This window comes from Arthrobacter burdickii (genome assembly GCF_030433645.1).
Taxonomy (GTDB): domain Bacteria; phylum Actinomycetota; class Actinomycetes; order Actinomycetales; family Micrococcaceae; genus Arthrobacter_D; species Arthrobacter_D burdickii.
Window position 1 is genome coordinate 1,580,340 of record NZ_JAROCG010000001.1, and the last position, 19,883, is coordinate 1,600,222.

General features: G+C 70.5%; 20 protein-coding genes. 9 read left to right on the forward strand and 11 right to left on the reverse strand.

All coding sequences use genetic code 11. The features are described 5' to 3' along the window. Positions 1 to 93: 93 nt before the first annotated feature. From P5G52_RS07375 to P5G52_RS07390, 4 genes are all read right to left on the reverse strand, one after another. A complete protein-coding gene (locus P5G52_RS07375) occupies positions 94 to 1,062 on the reverse strand; it encodes an NUDIX hydrolase (RefSeq protein WP_301226087.1) in 969 nt (322 codons plus the stop codon). Beyond that, entirely contained in the window at positions 1,062 to 3,284 is a 2,223-nt protein-coding gene (locus P5G52_RS07380; protein ID WP_301226088.1) for an RNA degradosome polyphosphate kinase, read from the reverse strand. Before P5G52_RS07380 ends, P5G52_RS07375 begins: the two co-directional genes overlap by 1 nt. A 75-nt stretch (positions 3,285 to 3,359) precedes the next feature. Continuing rightward, on the reverse strand, positions 3,360 to 4,331 hold the full coding sequence (gene mshD, locus P5G52_RS07385; protein WP_301226089.1) for a mycothiol synthase: 972 nt from the start codon (positions 4,329 to 4,331) through the stop codon (positions 3,360 to 3,362). A 219-nt stretch (positions 4,332 to 4,550) separates the two neighbouring features. Then, the gene (locus P5G52_RS07390) at positions 4,551 to 5,258 is read right to left on the reverse strand and encodes a winged helix-turn-helix transcriptional regulator (protein WP_301226090.1); all 708 of its coding nucleotides are present in this window, start codon (positions 5,256 to 5,258) and stop codon (positions 4,551 to 4,553) included. A gap of 182 nt (positions 5,259 to 5,440) precedes the next feature. On the opposite strand from P5G52_RS07390, the gene P5G52_RS07395 reads away from it, so the two are divergent. The 4 genes from P5G52_RS07395 to P5G52_RS07410 all read left to right on the forward strand — a co-directional run bounded on the left by P5G52_RS07395 (position 5,441) and on the right by P5G52_RS07410 (position 8,719). Then, positions 5,441 to 6,193, forward strand: a complete 753-nt coding sequence (locus tag P5G52_RS07395; protein ID WP_301226092.1) for a hypothetical protein — start codon at positions 5,441 to 5,443, stop codon at positions 6,191 to 6,193. Positions 6,194 to 6,403: 210 nt separating this feature from the next. Beyond that, on the forward strand, positions 6,404 to 7,003 hold the full coding sequence (locus P5G52_RS07400) for a heme-binding beta-barrel domain-containing protein (RefSeq protein WP_087076961.1): 600 nt from the start codon (positions 6,404 to 6,406) through the stop codon (positions 7,001 to 7,003). Positions 7,004 to 7,115: 112 nt separating this feature from the next. Beyond that, positions 7,116 to 8,204 carry a CAF17-like 4Fe-4S cluster assembly/insertion protein YgfZ gene (ygfZ, locus tag P5G52_RS07405; RefSeq protein WP_301226095.1) on the forward strand — a complete coding sequence of 363 codons (1,089 nt, stop codon included), beginning with the start codon at positions 7,116 to 7,118 and terminating at the stop codon, positions 8,202 to 8,204. An 80-nt stretch (positions 8,205 to 8,284) separates the two neighbouring features. Continuing rightward, positions 8,285 to 8,719: an ankyrin repeat domain-containing protein gene (locus tag P5G52_RS07410; protein ID WP_435868693.1), complete on the forward strand. Its 435-nt coding sequence runs from the start codon at positions 8,285 to 8,287 to the stop codon at positions 8,717 to 8,719. 16 nt (positions 8,720 to 8,735) lie between these two features. Here P5G52_RS07410 and P5G52_RS07415 read toward each other — a convergent pair whose 3' ends face one another. The 3 genes from P5G52_RS07415 to P5G52_RS07425 form a co-directional block, all read right to left on the reverse strand. Continuing rightward, a complete protein-coding gene (locus P5G52_RS07415; protein ID WP_301226097.1) occupies positions 8,736 to 9,107 on the reverse strand; it encodes a DoxX family protein in 372 nt (123 codons plus the stop codon). 206 nt (positions 9,108 to 9,313) lie between these two features. After that, complete coding sequence (locus P5G52_RS07420) at positions 9,314 to 10,033, reverse strand: GNAT family N-acetyltransferase (RefSeq protein WP_301226099.1); 720 nt, start codon at positions 10,031 to 10,033, stop codon at positions 9,314 to 9,316. A gap of 7 nt (positions 10,034 to 10,040) precedes the next feature. Further along, entirely contained in the window at positions 10,041 to 11,066 is a 1,026-nt protein-coding gene (locus P5G52_RS07425; protein WP_087076953.1) for a 6-phosphofructokinase, read from the reverse strand. A gap of 235 nt (positions 11,067 to 11,301) precedes the next feature. Here P5G52_RS07425 and P5G52_RS07430 point away from each other — a divergent pair, with 235 nt between their 5' ends. The 3 genes from P5G52_RS07430 (at position 11,302) to P5G52_RS07440 (ending at position 14,373) form a co-directional block, all read left to right on the forward strand. After that, a complete protein-coding gene (locus P5G52_RS07430; RefSeq protein ID WP_301226111.1) occupies positions 11,302 to 12,168 on the forward strand; it encodes a UbiA family prenyltransferase in 867 nt (288 codons plus the stop codon). Then, the gene (locus P5G52_RS07435) at positions 12,165 to 13,592 is read left to right on the forward strand and encodes a phytoene desaturase family protein (RefSeq protein WP_301226113.1); all 1,428 of its coding nucleotides are present in this window, start codon (positions 12,165 to 12,167) and stop codon (positions 13,590 to 13,592) included. The genes P5G52_RS07430 and P5G52_RS07435 overlap by 4 nt, the downstream gene beginning before the upstream one ends. 91 nt (positions 13,593 to 13,683) lie before the next feature. Continuing rightward, the gene (locus P5G52_RS07440; protein WP_301226115.1) at positions 13,684 to 14,373 is read left to right on the forward strand and encodes a DUF305 domain-containing protein; all 690 of its coding nucleotides are present in this window, start codon (positions 13,684 to 13,686) and stop codon (positions 14,371 to 14,373) included. A gap of 97 nt (positions 14,374 to 14,470) precedes the next feature. On the opposite strand, the gene P5G52_RS07445 is transcribed toward P5G52_RS07440, so the two are convergent. The 4 genes from P5G52_RS07445 to P5G52_RS07460 all read right to left on the reverse strand — a co-directional run bounded on the left by P5G52_RS07445 (position 14,471) and on the right by P5G52_RS07460 (position 17,669). Continuing rightward, positions 14,471 to 15,274 (reverse strand): carotenoid biosynthesis protein, encoded by an 804-nt coding sequence (locus tag P5G52_RS07445; protein WP_301226117.1) that lies wholly within the window; start codon positions 15,272 to 15,274, stop codon positions 14,471 to 14,473. 106 nt (positions 15,275 to 15,380) lie between these two features. Then, positions 15,381 to 15,623, reverse strand: a complete 243-nt coding sequence (locus P5G52_RS07450) for a PspC domain-containing protein (RefSeq protein WP_301226119.1) — start codon at positions 15,621 to 15,623, stop codon at positions 15,381 to 15,383. Positions 15,624 to 15,729: 106 nt separating this feature from the next. Beyond that, positions 15,730 to 15,984 (reverse strand): hypothetical protein, encoded by a 255-nt coding sequence (locus P5G52_RS07455; protein WP_301226121.1) that lies wholly within the window; start codon positions 15,982 to 15,984, stop codon positions 15,730 to 15,732. Continuing rightward, positions 15,981 to 17,669, reverse strand: coding sequence for a PspC domain-containing protein (locus tag P5G52_RS07460; protein WP_301226123.1), 1,689 nt, complete (start codon positions 17,667 to 17,669; stop codon positions 15,981 to 15,983). Before P5G52_RS07460 ends, P5G52_RS07455 begins: the two co-directional genes overlap by 4 nt. Positions 17,670 to 17,793: 124 nt before the next feature. Between P5G52_RS07460 and P5G52_RS07465 the strand changes: the two genes are divergently transcribed. Then, positions 17,794 to 19,101: an ATP-binding protein gene (locus P5G52_RS07465; protein ID WP_301226125.1), complete on the forward strand. Its 1,308-nt coding sequence runs from the start codon at positions 17,794 to 17,796 to the stop codon at positions 19,099 to 19,101. Positions 19,102 to 19,193: 92 nt separating this feature from the next. Continuing rightward, positions 19,194 to 19,874 (forward strand): LuxR C-terminal-related transcriptional regulator, encoded by a 681-nt coding sequence (locus P5G52_RS07470; protein WP_301226127.1) that lies wholly within the window; start codon positions 19,194 to 19,196, stop codon positions 19,872 to 19,874. Positions 19,875 to 19,883: the final 9 nt, after the last annotated feature.

The following is a 19,883-nucleotide window of genomic DNA, read 5'->3' on the forward strand; positions in this document are numbered from 1 at the left end:
GCGTCAAGGTCAAGAGGGCGGGAACTCCGGCGGTACGTCGGCAGTCGGGATCACGGAGCCTCTCCCGGACTGCCACTGCCCGCCCGGCGCCGGTCAGTCGTCGTAGGCGCGGAACTGCTCCACGGAGACGATGCACCCGGCGTTGAAGCTGCTGACCTGGCAGATCACGGCCTCGCCCGGCGCCAAATAGGGGTCGTCGGCGGGGAGGAGCTTCCGCAGCCTGCTCGTCATGTGGCTGCCGAGGACCGAGAACACGAGCGGGAGCACCGGGCGGTGCGTGCAGATGGCCACCGGGCGGCGCTTGTCGAAGACCCGCTCGACGGCGTTCCGCGCACGCCCCGGCTTACGGGCGGCGTCGTGCTCGGTGAGGGCGTCCACGAGCTTCAGCTTCGCGCTGCGCTGGTGCACGTAGGGGGAAATCGTCTGGACGCAGCGCTCCCAGGGGCTGCTCACCACGCGTTCGGGGCTCCAAGCCTGCAGCAGCCGGCTGACCGCGACGGCCTGGCGCCGGCCGGTCGCGGCCAGCGGCCGCTCGCCCTCGGCCCTGCTCCACGAGGACCGGGGCTTCGCCTTCGCATGCCGGACGACGATCAGCGGCCAGGTCTGCAGGTCCTTCGCCCGGTGCGCTTCGACGAGGGCGTCCAGGGGTTCGATGTCGGACGGATTGGACAGCAGTTCGCGCGCCTTCTCCGGCGACACCCACTCGGCCCGATCCACTTCCTTGCCGTCCGGGGCAGGGACGAGCCGTTCGGCCCGGGCCGCCCAGTAGTGCACCACCTTGTCCCGGGAGGACACCGGGTAGTTGATTGTGGCGAGCGGGATGCCCAGCGTGACGCTCAACCCCACCTCCTCGAACGTCTCACGGACGGCGCACTCCGGCGTCGTCTCACCCGGATCGAGCTTGCCCTTCGGCCAGGACCAGTCCTTGTACCGGGGACGGTGGATGATGAGGAGCTCGAGTTCGCCTTTCCCGAGGCGCCAGCAGAGCGTTCCGGCAGCGACCACGGCGGCACCGCTTGCCTGCACCGCGGCGGCGGGGGCGACTTTCGTGGGGGCGGCCATCAGCGGCGCGACACCGCACGCTGGCGGGCCCGGGAGGCGAGCAGCCAGGACTGGATGTCCTCGAGCGGCGCGCCGTCGTCGTCCTTGTGGTGGCGCGTCCAGCAGCCGGTCTCGTCGAGGTGCCAGCTGGAGACCGCGGGGTTCATGTAGCGGTCCATGAGGTTCATCAGGTAGGAGATGTCCTCGGGCGAGCTGAGCTGCACGAGGGCCTCGACGCGGCGGTCCAGGTTGCGGTGCATCATGTCGGCCGAGCCGATGAAGACCGCCGGTTCGCCGCCGTTCGCGAAGGCGAACACGCGGGAGTGCTCCAGGAAACGGCCGAGGACGGAGCGGACGGTCACGTTCTCGCTGAGGCCCGGGACACCCGGCCGCACCGAGCAGATGCCGCGGACGATCACGTCGACCTGGACGCCCGCCTGGGATGCGCGGTACAGCGAGTCGATGATCGCCTCGTCGACCATCGAGTTGACCTTAATGACCACGCGTGCTGCGAGGCCCGCGTGCTTGTTGGCGATCTCACGCTCGATACGGTCGATCAGGCCCGAGCGCACGGAGCGCGGAGCGACGAGGAGCCGCTTGAAGGTGGACTTCGGTGCGTACCCGGAGAGCTGGTTGAACAGGCGCGACAGGTCCTGGCCCACCTGCTCGTTGGCCGTGAGCAGTCCGAGGTCCTCGTAGTACCGCGCCGTGCGCGGGTGGTAGTTGCCCGTGCCGATGTGGCAGTAGCGCCGCAGCCCGTCGATCTCCTGCCGCACCACGAGCGAGAGCTTGCAGTGCGTCTTGAGGCCCACGATCCCGTAGACCACGTGCACGCCGGCCTGCTCGAGCTTGCGGGCCCAGGAGATGTTCGCCTGCTCGTCGAAGCGGGCCTTGATCTCCACGAGCGCGAGGACCTGCTTGCCCGCCTCGGCGGCGTCGATCAGGGCGTCGACGATGGGGGAGTCGCCCGACGTCCGGTACAGGGTCTGCTTGATGGCCTGCACCTTCGGATCGGCGGCGGCCTGCTCCAGGAAGGCCTGGACCGACGTCGAGAACGAGTCGTACGGGTGGTGCAGCAGGATGTCCCGGCGGCGCATCGCCGCGAACACGTTGGCCGCCTTGGAGGTCTCGCTCTCGTTGAGGTACCGGCTCGTGTGCGGGACGTGCTTGGGGTAGTGGAGTTCGCCGCGGTCGATCCCGGCGATGACGCTGAGCCCGCGCAGGTCCAGGGGCGCGGGCAGGTTGTAGACCTCGTCCTCCTCGACGCCGAGTTCGCGGGACAGGAGCGCCCGGATGCTCGGGTTGATGTCCGTGGTCACCTCGAGGCGCACGGGCGGGCCGAAGCGGCGACGCAGCAGCTCCTTCTCGAGCGCCTGCAGGAGGTTCTCGGCGTCGTCCTCCTCGACCTCGAGGTCCTCGTTGCGCGTCACGCGGAACAGGTGGTGTTCCAGGACCTCCATGCCCGGGAAGAGCTGGTCCAGGTGGACGGCGATGACCTCCTCCAGCGGGATGAAGCGCGCGACGCGTCCGGCGACGTTGCCGGCGCGGGGTCCGTCGACGGACATCAGGCGCGGCAGCTGGTCGGGCACCTTGACGCGTGCGAAAAGCTCTTTCTCGCTGATCGGGTTGCGCACCACGACGGCGAGGTTCAGGGACAGCCCGGAGATGTAGGGGAAGGGATGCGCGGGGTCCACGGCGAGGGGCGTGAGGATCGGGAAGACCTTCTCGGCGAAGATCTTATGGAGCTCGGCCCTGGCGGGCTCGTCGAGCTCCTCCCACGTGGTGAGGTGGATCTGCTCCCGGGCGAGGGCCGGCCGGATGTGCTCGGCGAAGACGGCCGCGTGGCGCTGCTGCAGCTGGTAGCCGTCCTGCATGATCTTCTCGAGCTGCTCGATGGGGCTCAGGCCGGCGGCGGAGGGGACTGCCAGGCCTGTGGCGATGCGGCGTTTCAGGCCGGCGACGCGCACCATGAAGAACTCGTCCAGGTTGGACGCGAAGATGGACAGGAAACTGACGCGCTCGAGGAGGAAGAGGTCGGGGTCCTCGGCGAGTTCGAGGACGCGGGCGTTGAAGTCGAGCCAGCTGATCTCGCGGTCCAGGAAGCGGTCCGGCCGGATGTCGCCGGACGGCAGGAGGCTGGGGGCGAAGTCCGGGATGTCGATGCGGTCCTGGGTCGCCCTGGCCGGTGCCGTCTCGGAAGATCCGTACAGTGACGCTCCCCGGCGTTTTGTCTCTGAATCCATTGCGTCTCCTGCGGCGTGGGCGGGCGTAAGCGAGCGCGCCGCTCGGACCAGCCGGGGGGCGCCTCGAAAATAACCTTACAAGGTGGGTTGCTGCGCCTTGCCCGCGTACATGACGTCCACGTCCCAGCGGGTGAAGCCGAGCTTCCGGTACAGGGCGACGGCAGCGGTGTTGTCGGCGTCGACGTACAGCATGATGGCCTGCAGTCCCTTGCCGTGGAGGTACTCGATGCCCGCGATGGTGAGGGCCTTGCCGAGGCCCATGCCCTGGGCCTCCGGCGTGACGCCGACCACGTACACCTCGCCCATGGGAGGGTGCGCGCCGACAGCGGGATGGACCTTCGTCCAGTGGAAGCCGAGCAGGGTGCCGTCCTCCTCGCGCACCGCCAGCAGGAACCCGTCGGCGTCGAACCAGTCCTCGTCCATCCGTGCCTCGAGGTCGGCGCGCGTCGTGGCGCCCTGCTCGGGGTGGTGGGCGAACGCAGCCGCGTTGGCCGCGAGCCACGCGTCCTCGTCCTGGCCGCGGACGAACGCACGCAGGGCCACTCCCTCGGGAAGCTGCAGGGCGGGGACGGACTGCTCGACGGCGGCACGCGTCAGGCGCATGCGCCACAACTCCCGCACGGGTTCGAACCCGAATCGCGCGGCGAGGTCGGCGGCAGCGGAGTGGTTCCCGTGCGACCAGCCCCGGAGGCCGGGGATGCCCTCGGCCAGGACGGCCTCGATGAGCGCGGTTCCTGCGCCCTCGCCGCGTCCGTCGGGTGCGACGACGAGTTCGAGCACCGCGCCGTCCTCGGCGCCGCGGGTGATGACGGCGACGCCCGCCAGTTCACTCTCCTGCTGTCCGGATGTCCGTGCCGTGACGACCAGCAGCCGGTCCCCGGCGTCCTGCGCCCGGAGGGTCACCAGGGTCTGTTCGGACAGGGGCGGGTTCCCGTCCGCCTCGGTGGCGGCTGATGCGAGGCGGTGTATCTCCTCGAGGGCGGCGGGCGAAGGGGCACCCTCGACCCTGTCGACGGACCAGGTGGGGGTGTGCTGCGCGGCTGTCATGCGCCCAGCCTAGTCCCCGCTCCTTTCCTGCGGTTTGGCCGACCGGCCGGCGTGGGGTAGTGTCGGTAACTGCTCGAGGGGGATGCACCAGTGGGGTGCCCGCGATACGTTCGACCCGTATGTCCTCCACCAAGGGTCCGGCCATCAGGACCGGATACGCGAAAGCCCCCTTCACCAGCAGGTGGAGGGGGCTTTCGCGTATGTCCTCGTGGTGTTGCGTCAGGCGTCCTGGTTGACCGGGCTGCGGTCCTCCGGCAGGCGCGTCAGCGTGAAGCGGTACCCGACGTTCCGCACCGTCCCGATCAGCTGCTCATGGTCCGCTCCCAGCTTCGCCCGGAGGCGCCGGACGTGGACGTCGACGGTGCGCGTGCCGCCGTAGTAGTCGTAGCCCCACACCTCGTGCAGGAGCTGGTCCCGGGTGAAGACACGTCCCGGATGCTGCGCCAGGTACTTGAGGAGCTCGAACTCCTTGTACGTCAGGTTCAGCGGTTCGCCGCCGACCCGTGCCGTGTAGCTTGCCTCGTCGATCACCACGCCGGACGCGTGGATCTCGGCGCTCGTCTCCTCGCTCGCCGCCGTCGACCGCGCGATGACGAGGCGCAGCCGCGCCTCCACTTCCGCCGGGCCGGCCGAGTCGAGGACGACGTCGTCCGCGAGCCAGTTGGCCGCCACCGCCGCCATGCCACCCTCGGTGAGGACGAGTACCAGGGGCGCGCTCAGGCCGGTGGCCTTGAGGAGCTGGGTGAGGGACCGGGCGCCGACCAGGTCCTTGCGCGCGTCCACCAGGACGACGTCGCAGGGTTCGGTCTCGAGGAGTGCCGTGGGCTCCGCCGCGAGGATGTGCACCTTGTGGTTGAGCAGTTCGAGGGCCGGCAGGATGTCGACCGACGAGCCGGTGGTGTTGGTGAGCATCAGGATGTGCGGCATGGGTCCTCCACGGATCGGGTATGCGCATCATCGGGCAGCGGTGCCCTCGTTCCCGGAACCGGTGGCGAGGGCGGTAGAGATTTCGACAAGTATAGCCGCAGCCGTGTGATCGGCCGCACGTGCGGCGTATCGGCGCGGGCCGGTTTTCCCGTCCGAAGTACCGGTAGGGCAGTATTGCTGGAGTGAAGAGGACGAGCGTGGCCACTGCGGCCGGAGCCGCGGCCGTGGCGGCAGGCGCCATCGTCGCGTCCTCGTACGCCTCCCTGCAGATCACTGCCATCACCGCCGGCGCGGCCTGCGTCCTGGCCGCCATCGGGTGGCCCGCCATCCTTCGCGTCCCCGCCAGGAAGAGCCAGACGGCGGCCATCGGGCTCAGCGCCCTGCTGGCCATGGTCCTGACGGCCACCGTGCCCGGGCCGGCCTTCCTGGCCTGGTTCCCGGCGTCCGTGGCGCTCGGTGTCGGCGCGGTCTTCATGATCCAGCTTCTGCGCGGGACGGGCCAGAGCCACCGCCTGGAGTCCACCCTCGGTGCCAGTGCGGGCGTCATCGCCGTCGGCATGGGCTCCGGCTGGGCTGCAGCGGACCGCCTGGCCGCCAACGCGGCCGATTCCGGCATGATGCTCGTGACCGGGGTCAGCATCCTCGTCGCGATCGCCGTCTCCCTCCTGCCGCTCCCGGACCGGCTCGTGGCCCCCGCCGCCGTCGCCCTCGCGGCGCTCGCCGGGCCCCTCGGCGCACTGCTGTTCACCGACGTTCCCGAGCTCGCCGCGGCAGTGGTGGGACTCGCCTGCGGGGCCGTCATCGCCGGGACGCGCCGGCTTCTGGTCGGCCGCGAGGCGCCGCTGGACCCTCTCGCGGCCGTGGCGGCAGGCATCACCCCGGTGCTCGCGATCGGCTCCGTGGTCTACTTCCTCGACAAGCTCTTCCTGTCCTGAGCACGGATCAGGGCGCCGGTGCCACCCTGCGGTCCAGCGTCCCGTGCTGTCCGGAGCGGGCGTTAGGATGGAAGCATGTCCATCCTCGCTCTTGAAATCTTCTTCATCTCGCTGCTGGTCGTCGCCGGTCTCGGCATGGCGGGTTTCGCAGCCCTCGTCATCACGCGCCTGTACAAGGGCCAGAAGTAGCCGACTGACCCCGGAGTACCCATGTCGATTGACCTGCCCACCGACCTGACGCCCGAGCTCGTCCCACTGTCGTGGCTCCTCGGAACCTGGGAGGGGACCGGGATGCTCGGCGAGGGCACGGCAGACTCGGAGCGCTTCTCACAGCGCGTCGTGTTCTCGCAGAACGGCCTCCCGTACCTGCAGTACAGCGCCGAATCGTGGCTCATCGACGAGCAGGGCTCGCAGTTGCGCCCGCTCTCGGTCGAGACGGGCTTCTGGGCGCTCGACCGCAAACTGAACGACGCCGACGTCGGCCCCGGCCTGAGCCCCGCGGACATCGTCCCGGCCCTCAAGACCGCCGACGAGGTCGAGCAGTTCCGCAATGACGCCGGTGGCTTCGACATCACGGCCACCATCGTCCACCCCGGCGGTATCGCCGAGCTCTACTACGGGAGCATCAAGGGCCCGCAGATCCAGCTCAGCACCGACCTCGTGATGCGCGGCCAGCACTCCAAGGAGTACACCGCCGCCACGCGCCTGTTCGGGCTCGTCGAGGGCAACCTGTACTGGCGCTGGGACGTCGCCGCGGACGGCAACTCGCTCGAGGCGCACGCCTCCGCCATCCTGAAGAAAGCCTCCTGACCGAGGAGCACCCTGCCGTCGCGTCCCCGCGGGGTCGCGTACCCCCGTGCGGCCACGCCGCACCCCATCAGCTGACGCAGGAATAGTCCTGCCCGGAAGGCGTTATACCGTCATGATCCCAAGCCCCCTCCTGAACCGTCCCGGTGCCGTCGAGGGTGGCGGACCGGACACCGGCGTCGCCGCCCACTACGGCGACCCCTTCCGTGAACAGCGCTTCCTCGCCGACGGTCAGGCCGTCGTCGACCTCTCGCACCGCGGCGTCGTGACGGTCTCCGGGCCCGATCGCCTCAGCTGGCTCAACACACTGTCCTCGCAGCTGCTCCTCGGCCTCCAGCCCGGACAGAGCTCCGAGACGCTGCTCCTCACCGTGCAGGGCCGCATCGAGCACTCGGTCCATGTCGTAGACGACGGCGCCGTCGCCTGGCTCATCACCGAAGGGAGCGAGGCAGCACCGCTCGCCGCCTGGCTCGAGCGCATGAAGTTCATGCTCCGCGTCGAGGTCACGGACGCCACCGATGCATGGGCCGTCCTCGGCGCGACCCGGGCCCTGCCCGAACTGGGCGACGACGTCCTCGTCTGGGACGATCCGTGGCCCTCCACCGGGTCGGGCGGCTATGCCTACTCGACGGTCGACGACGCCGGACACCCGGGACGGGAACGGCCCTGGTTCGAGTACCTCGTGCCGCGTGACGGCCTGGAAGCGGCGGTCACGTCCTCGGGGCTCGCCCTCGCCGGTTCTCTCGCGGCCGAGGCCCTGCGCATCGCCGCCTGGCGGCCGCGACACGGCTTCGAGACGGATGAGAAGACGATCCCGCACGAACTCGACCTCCTGCGCACCGCCGTACACCTCGCGAAGGGGTGCTACAAGGGGCAGGAGACCATCGCCCGCGTCCACAACCTCGGTCACCCGCCACGCCGGCTGACCTTCCTCCACCTCGACGGCAGCCAGCACACGCTCCCGGCCGTAGGGAGCGCCGTCCTCAGCGAGGGCCGCACCGTGGGCCGCGTGACGTCGGTCGGCCATCACTACGAGATGGGACCGATCGCCCTCGCCGTGCTCAAGCGCTCCGCCGACGCCTCCGCCGACCTCCTGGTGCAGGACGGCGAAGAGATGTACGCGGCAGGCCAGGAGGTCATCGTGGCACCGGACGCCGGGCAGGTCGTCGGGCGCGCTACGGGATTCCTGAAGGGGCCGCGATGAGCGCCGGGAACGACGGCGGTGCGGGCTCGAACACCGACTCCGGAGTGAACACCGATGCGGGTAGGGACGGCGGTGCGGGCATGAATGCCGACGCAGGTAGGGACGGCGACGCAGGACCGGGCGGAACCGGCGACGACGCGGGGGCGGCGGCCGCGATTGCCCTGGCCCACGCGCTGTTCGATGCTGCCCGCCAAGGGGACAGCGCGCTCCTGATGCGGTACCTCGACGCAGGAGTTCCGTTCACGCTCACCAACACCGCCGGCGACAGCCTGCTCATGCTCGCCGCCTACAACGGGCACCCGGCCATCGTGCGCGACCTCCTGAACCGCGGCGCCGATGCCGACCAGGCCAACGACCGCGGGCAGACGCCCCTGGCGGGCGCCGTCTTCAAGGGGCACACGGACGTGGTCCGGCTCCTCGTCGACGCCGGAGCGGACCCCGACGCGGGGACCCCGTCCGCCCGTGCCGCTGCCGAGATGTTCGGCCGGACGGAGCTCGTCGAGCTGTTCGGCTAGTTATACCCACCGCTGCCTACAGGGCCCACTCGGTGGCGCGTCCCCAGGCCACGAACAGCGCGAGCAGCAGAGCAACGATGTTGATGGTGAATCCCTTTTCGCCCCGCGAGAGGTGGAACGCGATCGACAGCGCCATGATCAGCGCCAGCCCGATTGCTGCTGCCGGGATCAGGAACGTGGCCACCCGGAAGATCCCGGGGAGGATCAGCCCCAGAGCACCCAGGATCTCGAACACACCAGCAGTGCGCGCGTAGCCCGGCTTGTCGTTCACCCAGGTCATCCCCTGCCGGGACGAGAGCTTGTCGATGGGCTGGAAGGTCTTCGCGACGCCGGCAGCGAGGAAGAAGGCTGCTAGCGCACCGGCCACGATCCACAAGGCGATATGCATGACTTCTCCTCCCGAAGCCCCGACAGGGTAAGCATGCGCCCCTCGGGGTGCATTGGCTACGGGTTCGCACCGGGGAAAAGTCGGGGAAGGCAGCAGCAGGGGACTGCGGCGTTCGTCCCTTGCACAGCGTCCCCGGCGCCGCGCGGACACCGTCCGTCGAGTACCCGCACCCCGAGTACCCGCGCCGGGTTTTTCCCCGGCGCGGGTCAGCTGTCGAGTAGCACCGATGTCTGCGTCCCGGCGAAGGCGAACCCCGCACGGCGGGCGGTCCGCTGGGATGCGGTGTTGTCGGTCCTCGCGCGCCACTGCGGGACCAGTCCTGCGGCCATGGCCTCCTCGACGGCCACGGCAGTGATGCGCTGGGCGTGGCCCTTCCGTCGATGCTCGGGCGGCGTCAGGACCGCGAGATGGGCCAGGATGCCCTCCCAGATGTCGTAGCCCGCGCCGGCCAGGGGAGTCGGTTCGTCCGTCTCCTGGTCGCCCTCGTCGACGAGGACGAACGGGTGCTCCACGCCGCTGAGATCCGCCTCGGCGACGTCGTCGGGCGGGCACAGCCGCTCGAGCGCCCGGACGAGGCCCGCCTCGCTGGACACGACGGCCGACGGGCCCTCGAACTCGGGCAGGGCATCGCAGAAGTAGAGCTGCGCCTCGCCGAGGCCGCGCCCGCCGTGGTCGCGGCTGAGCGTGAGCAGGGTCGAGGAGCTGCGCAGTTCCAGGGCCGGTAGGTGCCTCCCCGCGTCGACGGCCCACCCCGGGCCCCGAAGGACCTCCCGGCCGAACAGCGTCACGAAGGTCAGCACCGGGGCGTCGTCGTCGATGCTGTACAGGCGGCCCTCGCCGCCGTCGGCGAGGGCGTCGTCGTCGAGCCCCAGCAGACGCGACCAGGCGAGCTGGATGATCGAGACCGTCCCGGGGTCGAGTTCCACGGGGACCTCAGCCGAACAGGATCGCGGCTTCGTCGTAGCGGTGCTGCGGAACCCGCTTGAGGTTGCCGAGCGCCGCCTCGAAGCCGACATGCGCGATCTCGGTGCCGTGGAGCGAGACCATGGTGCCCCACAGTTCGTCCTTCACGGAGTCGACGGCGGCCATCCCGAGGCGGGTGGCGAGCACGCGGTCGAACGACGTCGGGACGCCGCCGCGCTGGATGTGGCCGAGGATGGTCGCGCGGGTCTCGATACCCGTGCGTGCTTCCAGCTCCGGTGCGAGCTGGTCGGCGATGCCACCCAGACGGGGGCGGCCGAACGTGTCCAGACCACGCTCGGAGTGCGCCTGCTCCATGTGGGAGGGCACGAAGCCCTCGGCGACGACGACGAGGGGCGCGCGTCCTCGGGCGTTCGCGGTCGCGACCCACTCGGCGATCTGCTCGATGCTGGTCTGCTGCTCGGGGATCAGGATGGCGTGGGCGCCCGAGGCCATGCCGGCGTGCAGGGCGATCCAGCCCACGTGCCGGCCCATGACCTCCGCGATCATGCAGCGACTGTGCGATTCGCCGGTGGTGCGGAGCCGGTCGATCGCCTCGGTCGCGATCTGGACAGCCGTGTCGAAACCGAAGGTGTAATCGGTGGCGTCGAGGTCGTTGTCGACCGTTTTGGGGACTCCGACGATCTTCAGGCCGAGGTCCGTGAGCCGCTTCGCCGCGGCGAGGGTGCCTTCACCGCCGATCGCGATCATCGCGTCGATGCCGAGGCGCGCCATGTTCTCCTTGATGGCCTCCGCTCCGCCCTTGCCCTCGAAGGGATTGGTGCGCGAGGTGCCGAGGATCGTGCCGCCCTGCTTGGAGATGCCGCGCACTGCGTGGCGGGGAAGGTCGATGATGTCGCCCTCGACGACGCCACGCCAGCCATCACGGAATCCGACGAACTCCTGCTCGTGCACCTTGATGCCCTTGAGCACCGCGCCGCGGATGACGGCATTCAGCCCGGGGCAGTCGCCGCCGCTGGTGAGGATTCCGATCTTCATGTGGCTGGGGTTCCTTCGACGAGGGGGGTGGATGATCCTGGGGGAGCACGCCGTCGGGCCCAGCTATGATTCTAGACACACCGCGGAAGCCCACCCGACTGCGTCACATCGGCCTCCGGCCCGCACCCCTCCCTGCGCCGCGCCCGTCCCGGAACCACGTAGGCTGGGGGCACCCGGCGCACGAGCGGCCCAGACCCGTCCGTTGCGCCCCCGCCGGTCCGAGGAGGACGCAGCAGTGCCCCAGGCAGGTTTCGCGCCAGCGGCGCTGCGCATGGTCCATATCTCCCGGCCGGTCCTCTGGATCAACACCCTGGGCACCGGCGTCGTCGGCATGTGGCTCACGGGCACCTTCTGGGACGCGGGAGTCCTCGCCCTCCTGGTCTGGCTCACGCTGCCGTTCAACCTGCTCATCTACGGCGTGAACGACATCTTCGACCAGGACACCGACGCACTCAACCCGCGCAAGGGATCGCTCGAGGGCGCCCGGATCCGCGCCTCCGAGGTCCGGGCCATCTGGCTCTGGGTCCTCGTCACCAACGTGCCGTTCCTCGTCTGGTTCGTGGTGACGCTGACCCCGGCGGCGCTCGCCTGGATCGCGCTGTACGCGCTCGTCTTCGTCTTCTACTCCACGCCACCACTGCGCTTCAAGGCCCGGCCCTACCTCGATTCGATCAGCAACGCCGCCTACGCCTTCCCCCTGGTCTTCGTGCCCTATGCGCTCGGCGACGAGCCGGTCTGGGCCGCCGCGATCGGCCTGATGGCCTGGAGCGCGGCCAAGCACACCTACGACGCCGTCCAGGACATCGACGAGGACAGGGGAGCGGGCATCACGACGACGGCGGTTCGGCTGGGCGCTCGCGGGGTCGTGGCCTGGAGCGGTGCGTGGTGGGCTGCGGCGACGGTGTGCTTCGCGCTCGTCAACATCCCGGTGGCCGTCGTGAACGCACTCATCGCCGGCTGGCTGCTCCTGGGCCTGTATCGCGACCCGCGCCCCGAGACGGGCCACCGGCTGTACCGGTACTCCATCGCCTTCCCCTACGTGGCCGGGACCGTCGCCGGCGTGCAGCTCGTGGCCGCCCTGACGCTGGGGCTCTACCGGTGAGCCGCGTCGTCGTCGTCGGGGGCGGGATCGGCGGGCTGACCGCCGCCGCGCTCCTCGCCCGGGCGGGCCACAGCGTGACCCTGCTCGAGGCCGCCGGGCACCTGGGCGGGAAGAGCCGCCGCGTTGAGGTGGCGGGACAGCGCATGGACACCGGTCCGTCCCTGTTCACCTTCCCGGGTGTCTGGGAGGAACTCCTGCGACGGCTCGACGCCGTCGCACCGTCCGGCTCCGCGAGCGCGGCGGACGTGGCCGACCTCCGCCTGGAGCGGCTGCAGGAGGTCGGCACCTACTACTACCGCGGGGAGGAGTGCGCCCTGCCCGTTCCGGAGGGGCACCCCTGGCACGGGGCATGGGAGCGTTTCGCGGCCGAGCACGGCATCCTCGGTGGGGATGTCTCGAGCCTGCTGACCACGGGACCGCTGGAGCAGGCGTCGTATCCCGCGCTGGCTCGACTGGCCGGAGTGTACGGCCGCCGGCTCACCACGCGGAGCTATCTCGACAGCCTGCCCTGGCTGCCCGAGGGACTGCGCGAGGTCATCGCGATCCACACCCTCAACGCGGGCGTCAGTCCCACCCGCACGCCCGCCCTGTACGCGAGCATGCCCGCCATCATGGCGAACGACGGCGTCTGGATCCCGGAGGGCGGCGTCTACGAACTGGTGCTGGCACTGGAGCGGTTGGCCGTCGAGGCCGGCGTGGAGATCCGCACGGGAGAGCCGGTGCAGCGCATCGGACGACGGCGGGTGGTGACCGCCGTCGGCACCTACCCGGCCGACGCCGTCGTCAGCGGACTCGATGCCTCCCGGCTCACCGGCCTGCTGGCGGGCCGGCGTCCCCGCACCCCGAGGAAGCTCACCTGCTCGGCCGTCGGGATCTACGCCGTCCTCGCCGAACCGCTCCCGGAGGGGACCGCGCGCCACGGCGTGATCCTGCCCGACGACCCCGCGGCGCTCTACGCCAGCCTCGAAGCCGGGGACGAGCCGGAGCAGACCATGGCCTTCGCCAACTACTACCCCGCCCACGGCGTCTATCCGAACGCGTCGGCGACCCTCGCGCTACTGCTCACCGCTCCGGCGAACGGCAAGAGCTACTCCCTCGAGGATCCCTTCGTGCGCCGCGAGCTGAACCGGACGACGCGCGTCCTGGGGCTGCCCCTGCCCGTCGAGCAGTACTTCGAGGCCTACGAGATCCTGGATCCGGGCTACTTCGGCGAGCACGGTTCCGCAGGCGGTGCACTCTACGGAGCCGTCCATCCGACCTGGCGGAGCGGGCCCCTCCACGTCCCGGGCTACTCGGATCCGCTGCGGCCGTGGCTCTGGCGCGTCGGCGCGTCGGTCCACCCCGGGGGTGGCCTGCCGGCAGTGCTCGGCGGGGCGATGATGTCCACCCAGAAGCTGCTGGCCCGCCTGGGGTCTCCCGCCTGACCGGTGGGACCTGATCGCCGGTGAGACGCTCCGGCGACGGCGCCCGTCCCTTGCCGGCCCTTGCTTCCCCGTACCTAAGGATCCGAACCTTATGAAGCGCTCCTTTCCCCTGTCAGCACTGACCCTCGTCACGGCCCTCGCCCTCGCCGCCTGCGGCTCCCCGGGCAGCGGCGATACCCACACCGGCCACACCTCCGGCGCCTCCGCTCCGACCTCCGGCGCGGACGCTGCCACCTCCGGCGCGGATGCTGCGACCTCCGGCGCGGACGCTCCGCCGGAGGAGCACAACGACGCGGACGTGATGTTCGCGCAGATGATGATCCCGCACCACCGGCAGGCCGTCGAGATGAGCGACATGATGCTGTCGAAGGACGGCATCAGCACGGAGGTCCTGGACCTCGCGACCGCGATCAGGGACGCCCAGGGGCCGGAAATCGGGACCATGACCGGCTGGCTCGAAGCGTGGGGTGAACCCCTCGAAGCCGGAGGGAGCATGGAAGGCCACGACATGGGCTCGGACTCCGGCTCGGACTCTGCTTCCGGATCGATGGACGGCATGATGAGCGAGGACCAGATGTCCGAACTCGACGCCGCCGAGGGCGATGAAGCATCGCGCCTCTTCCTCGAGTCGATGACCGCCCACCACGAGGGTGCGATCGGCATGGCGCAAGACGAGATCGACAACGGCCAGGACCCGGAAGCTCTCCGGCTGGCGGAGACCATCGCCGAGACGCAGCAGGCCGAGATCGATCAGATGGCCGGCCTCCTCGAGCACCTCTGATCGGTTCCGCGCCTCCTGTCGGCAACGGGGGAGCCACCCCGTCCCTGGAGGAGGGGCGGCCGTTCCGGGGCCGAGGCGCCTGCTCAGTGGCGCCTGCTCAGTGGCGCGGCGCTGCGAGTCCTGTCGTGCCGGCAGGCACGGGGTCGACCGCACGCGCGAGCTGCAGGCGTCGTCGCACCAGCAGGACGATCAGGCCGGCGGCGAGCACGGCGGGGAAGACGAGCCCCGAGAAGATGCAGACACCCAGCCACAGGAACATCGAGACGAGCAGGCTGTCGAGCAGGCCCGGTCGCAGCACCCGGTCGGTGAGGCGACGCCCCCCGATCCCCGTGACGAGCGCCGAGGCGATAAGCCCCGAAAGCAGCCATCCGCCGTAGTTCGAGAGCGGGACCCCGTAGTAGGGGCCGCCGCCCTCCCAGATCCAGAAGCCGAGGGCTACGGCTCCCGGATCCAGGACGCCGTCGATGACGACCAGCAGTAGTCCACCGAGGACGATCCTGCGCAGGGCCGTTCCGGTGCCCGACACGGCGGCCACCGCGCCGATCACCAGCGGGACGTAGGAGAGCGGCAGCAGGTACGGCACGAGGCCGAGGATCGTGGGACCCAGCGGATCCCCGTAGTGGAAATCGCCGTAGGGCACGCCCGTCGCGACGCCGAAGCCTTCGATCAGGTAGCCGAAGACGGAGACCGCCACCAGTGCTGCCGCGCCGCGCGCGGCGCCGAACTGCCGTACCAGGGCGATGAACGCCGGCAGGGCGATCAGCAGGTTGAAGCCGTAGGACGCATAGCTCGCGCCTTCCACGTCCGGGAACCGCACCACGAAGTAACCGGAGATGAAGAGGAACGCGCAGGACGCGATGAGCAGGCGGGGGAAGCTGCGGGTGGTGGAGGTCTTCGGCACGGCATCCATCCTTGCAGGTACACGGTGGTCCTGGACGCAAGAGGAAGGGGCATCCGCGGGAGTGAACTGGTCCCCGGATGCCCCTTGTGTTCGTTCGGTGCGGTCCCTAACGGTGCCTGAGGAGCTGCTCCAGGGCGATGCTGCCGTCGGTCTTGGGCAGCAGGAGCCAGAGGACCAGGTAGAGCGGGAGGCCGATGAAGGGGAGGAGGAAGCTGAGCAGCATGGCGATGCGGACGTAGCTCACGCGCCAGCCGTACTGCCGGGCGATGCCGGACGCGATGCCGCCGAAGATGCCGCCGGGAGCCCGCTTGATGGGGGAGGAGCGGAGGAAGCTGTAGAGGGATTGCATCGGAGTGCCTTTCGATCGGGACGGAGGTTGGAACGAGGGAAGGGATCTGGAAGGGATAGGGGAAGGATAGGGAGAAGCGGATGGTTCTGACATGGCCGGTATCCGCTCAGTATTCCGGAGCGTGGACCGCGTCGTCGTCCTGGCTGTCGGTGGTCGTGCGGGTCCGCAGGGACAGGATGCCCCCGGCGACGAGCGACAGTCCGACGCCGATGAGCAGGCCGAGCGCCACCACCACGGGGTCGATGTCGAGTGTGACGAACTGGCCGAGCAGGACCAGGCCTGCGACCGCGAGGATCACAGCCCCCCACACGATGGTGACGACGCGTGGACGGCGTTGCGGTCCGGTGATCGAGGTGCTCATGGTGTGTCTCCTGTACGGGTGGTGCCGGTGCTCTGCGGCGGGAAGGTGCCATCGATTCCGGTACCGGTATCAATACCGGTACCGGTTGCGGTGAGGATGGTGAGGTTGCTCAGGGCGCCCCTCACATCGAGGATCAGGGCGGCTCCTGTCGCGTCGGGGTTCAGCTGGCCCCGGCCCAACTGGAGGACGCCTCCGTCGCCCCGGAAAGCGGGCGACAGGGTGTCCGGGTCCGCCGTCGTTCCCAGGGCGTCCGCATTGGCGAGGGCCATCCGGGTGCGTACCTCGACGGGCACGTCCTCCGGAACGATGACGGTGACGTCACTGGCGAGGGAGTTCACCGGGACCACGACGTCCTGTGCGGGTGAGGGCAGGCCGGCGAGGTCGATCGTGGCCTGCGCTGCCATGACGCTGTAGCCGTCGGACGCCGCCTGGAGTGATGCCGGCGTGGTCGTCGTCTCCTGCGCGACGACCCAGGAGCCACCGACGACGGTGAGGGACGCGATGAGCGCGCCGATGGTTGCGAGCGCAGCTGTGACGCCCACGAGGCCCGAGCTCCGTCCCCGCACGCCCAGTCCGACGATGCCGAGCGCGAGCACGATGGCGGCTGCCGCGAGCGCCACCGCGGCGGCGTTGGCGACGTCGAGGATGCGCGTGTAGTCCAGCACGAGGAGGACCGCCGCTGTGATGGTCGCCCCGCCGAGAAGGAGGGCCGTCACCGATCCGGAGGGCCGGATGCGGTCGGCTCGGTGGTTCCGGATGGCTGGCGGGAGGTTCTCCGGTCCCCCCGGGCCCTTGGACCACGCGGCGTCGGCCTCCGGATAGCCGGACCCCGCGGCCCAGGGCGCCGGCTGGTAGGGCAGCGGGTAGGTCTGCGTGTAGGGCCGCGGGTAGGACTCGGTGTCATTCTCCGAAGAGGACTGCTGGAAGGGTTCCGGAGAGTGCTTCGCAGGCGCCTCGGGGGAGCCCGGGGCGGGATCGCCGTCCACGTCTCCGGGGTCGGATCCGGTTGCATGCTTCCCGGAGAAGGCGGACGCGCCGGTTGCTCCTGACTGTCCGTCACCGGGCCCGGACGGGCCGCTGGAGGAGCCGGGCGCCGGTGTCACCGGGGATTCCGCCGGCCCGTAGGGCATCGGGCCGAAGGGCTGCGGCTGGCCGGGTCCACCGCCGGTGGGGCCCGGGTACGGGCTGCCGGGACGGGAGCCGCCCCTGCCGGAGCGATTGACGATCCAGTAGACGAAGAGGACGACGGCCCCGATCCAGAACAGCGTCCACAGCAGGCCACCGGCACCGCCGTCATGCGCGGAGACGTCCGGGCGCCACAGGCCGATCGCCACGAGCACGGCGGCTCCCGTCAGCCCGGAGGTCCAGGAGCCCCGTCCGGCCTGCTCCACATGGATGCGCCCATCGGGTTCCGGCAACAGTGCCCAGGCGAGCCCGTACAGCAGGACGCCGATACCGCCGAAGACCGCGAGGACCACGATCAGGCCGCGGACGAGGGCCAGATCGAGGCCCGTGCGGCGGGCGACGCCACCTGCGACACCTCCCACCCAGCGGTCGGGCGTCCGGGTGATGTCGAGACCCCGGATCCAGCGGAAGAACGAGGACGAGGCGGGAGGTTCCGCCTGATGGGATGCGGCCGGTTCGTGCTGCCAGGACGGCCCGCCTGGTGAGGGTGCTGAAGTCATGCTCCTATCCTTCTGGTGGCGGCCGGGTGCGACTATCGGGGCCTACCCTGAGCGGACCCTGATTACACCCTGATTGGCATCGGGGAACGGCCCCGAGCGCCCGCCGTCGTGCTTGGATGGGGGTATGAGACCCCCGCTGCTGCGCAGATCCGACGGCGTGATCGCCGGCGTCTGTGCCGGGCTCGCCGTGCACCTCGGGGTCAAGCGCTCCTGGGTCCGCATCGGCATGGCCGTGCTGACCCTGGCGTCCGGCGCCGGGGTCTTCCTGTACGCCTGGCTCTGGATCTTCGTCCCGACGGCGGCGGACAAGGCCGCGGAGCACGGACGGCCGACAGGCCCGGCCGCCTTCATGCAGGACGTCGGCGCGAAGAACGGGAAGACTCGGTCGGACGCGCAGGCCGGCGCAGCCGCATCCCGTCCGGCGGCAGGCCCGTTCGATCCCGAGTCATGGCGCGAGCGGACGCTGCGCGCCGGGCGGCGGGAGGTCCTGTTCGGTACGGTGCTGCTGGTCGCGGCGGCCGTGATCGTGGTGCAGTTGCTCGGGCTGCCGGTGAACTGGGGCTTCCTCGTCCCGATCGCCGTCGTGGCGACCGGCGCCGCCCTCGCATGGTCCCAGCTCGACGCCGTGCGCAGGGCCAGGGTCATGAACCGTGCGGGGGCCGGACGGGCGGGCGGGGTGCTGCGCCTGCTCGCGGGCATCGTGCTCGTCATCGCCGGCGTACTCGTCGCCCTGTCCAGCAGCGGCTCGTGGACTCTGACCATGGCCACCCTCGTCGCGGTGCTCGCCGTCCTCGCCGGCGTCGTCCTGGTCCTCGCGCCGTGGGGCCTCAAGTTCTGGCGCGATCTGGAGACGGAGCGGGCAGCCCGTGTGCGGGAGACGGAGCGTGCCGAGATCGCGGCCCACCTGCACGACTCCGTCCTGCAGACCCTCGCGCTCATCCAGAACCGCGCGGACTCCGAGACGGACGTGCTGCGCCTGGCGCGTGCGCAGGAGCGGGAACTGCGCCAGTGGCTGTTCGCCGATCCGGCGAGGGACCCCGGCAGCCTCGCCGAACGCCTCCGCGGGATGGCGGGCGAGATCGAGGACCGCTACGGGCATCCCGTCACGGTCGTCGCCGTCGGCGATGCAGTGCTGGGGGCGGGCGAGGACGCCCTGGCGCAGGCAGCGAGGGAAGCGATGCTGAACGCGGCGAAGCACGCGGGAGGCGCCGTCTCCGTCTACCTCGAGGCGGGCCCGGACTCCGTGGAGGTGTTCGTTCGGGACAGGGGCAGCGGCTTCGACCCGGCAGCGGTCCCGGCGGACCGCCTCGGGATCCGGGAATCCATCACCAGCAGGATGCTCCGCCATGGTGGATCCTCCGAGCTGCGCAGCGACGGGGACGGCACCGAGGTACGGCTCCGGCTGCCACGGCAGGCCGGAAGCGCCGCGTAGGCCACCGCGGGGCACGGCAGGGGCACGGCCGGGAACGACAGAGGCGCGACAGAGGGAACAACGGCCGGGAAACGGCGAGGAAGAGGGAGCACGTGGACAGCGAGAACCTACCTGCGGACGCGGCAGCACCGGGAACGGTGTCCGTGGTCATCGTCGACGATCATGGGATCTTCCGCTCGGGCCTCCGCGCCGCGCTGGGGCCCGTGATCCGTGTCCTCGGCGAGGCGGCGACGGTCGAGGAGGCGGAAGCGGTGATCGGTTCCACAGCGCCCGATGTCGTCCTCCTCGACGTCCACCTGCCCGGAGGCCGCGGCGGCGGGGGAGCGGAGGTCATCCACCGCTGCAGCGCCCTCGGCACGACGTCGCGCTTCCTGGCCCTCAGCGTCTCGGATTCGGCGGAGGACGTCGTCGCGGTCATCCGTGCGGGCGCGCGTGGCTACGTCACCAAGACCATCTCCGGCCCCGAGATCACCGACGCCGTGCAGCGTATCGCCTCCGGGGACGCCGTCTTCTCCCCACGGCTCGCCGGTTTCGTCCTGGACGCGTTCGGGACCGCGTCGGTGGCCGTCGACGACGAACTCGACCGCCTCTCGGCACGCGAACTCGAAGTCATGCGGCTCATCGCGCGCGGCTACAGCTACAAGGAGACGGCGAAGGAACTCTTCATCTCCGTGAAGACCGTCGAGACGCACGTGTCGGCCGTGCTCCGGAAGCTGCAGCTGTCCTCGCGGCACGAACTCACGCGCTGGGCGACGGAGCGCAAGCTGCTCTGAGGAGGTGCC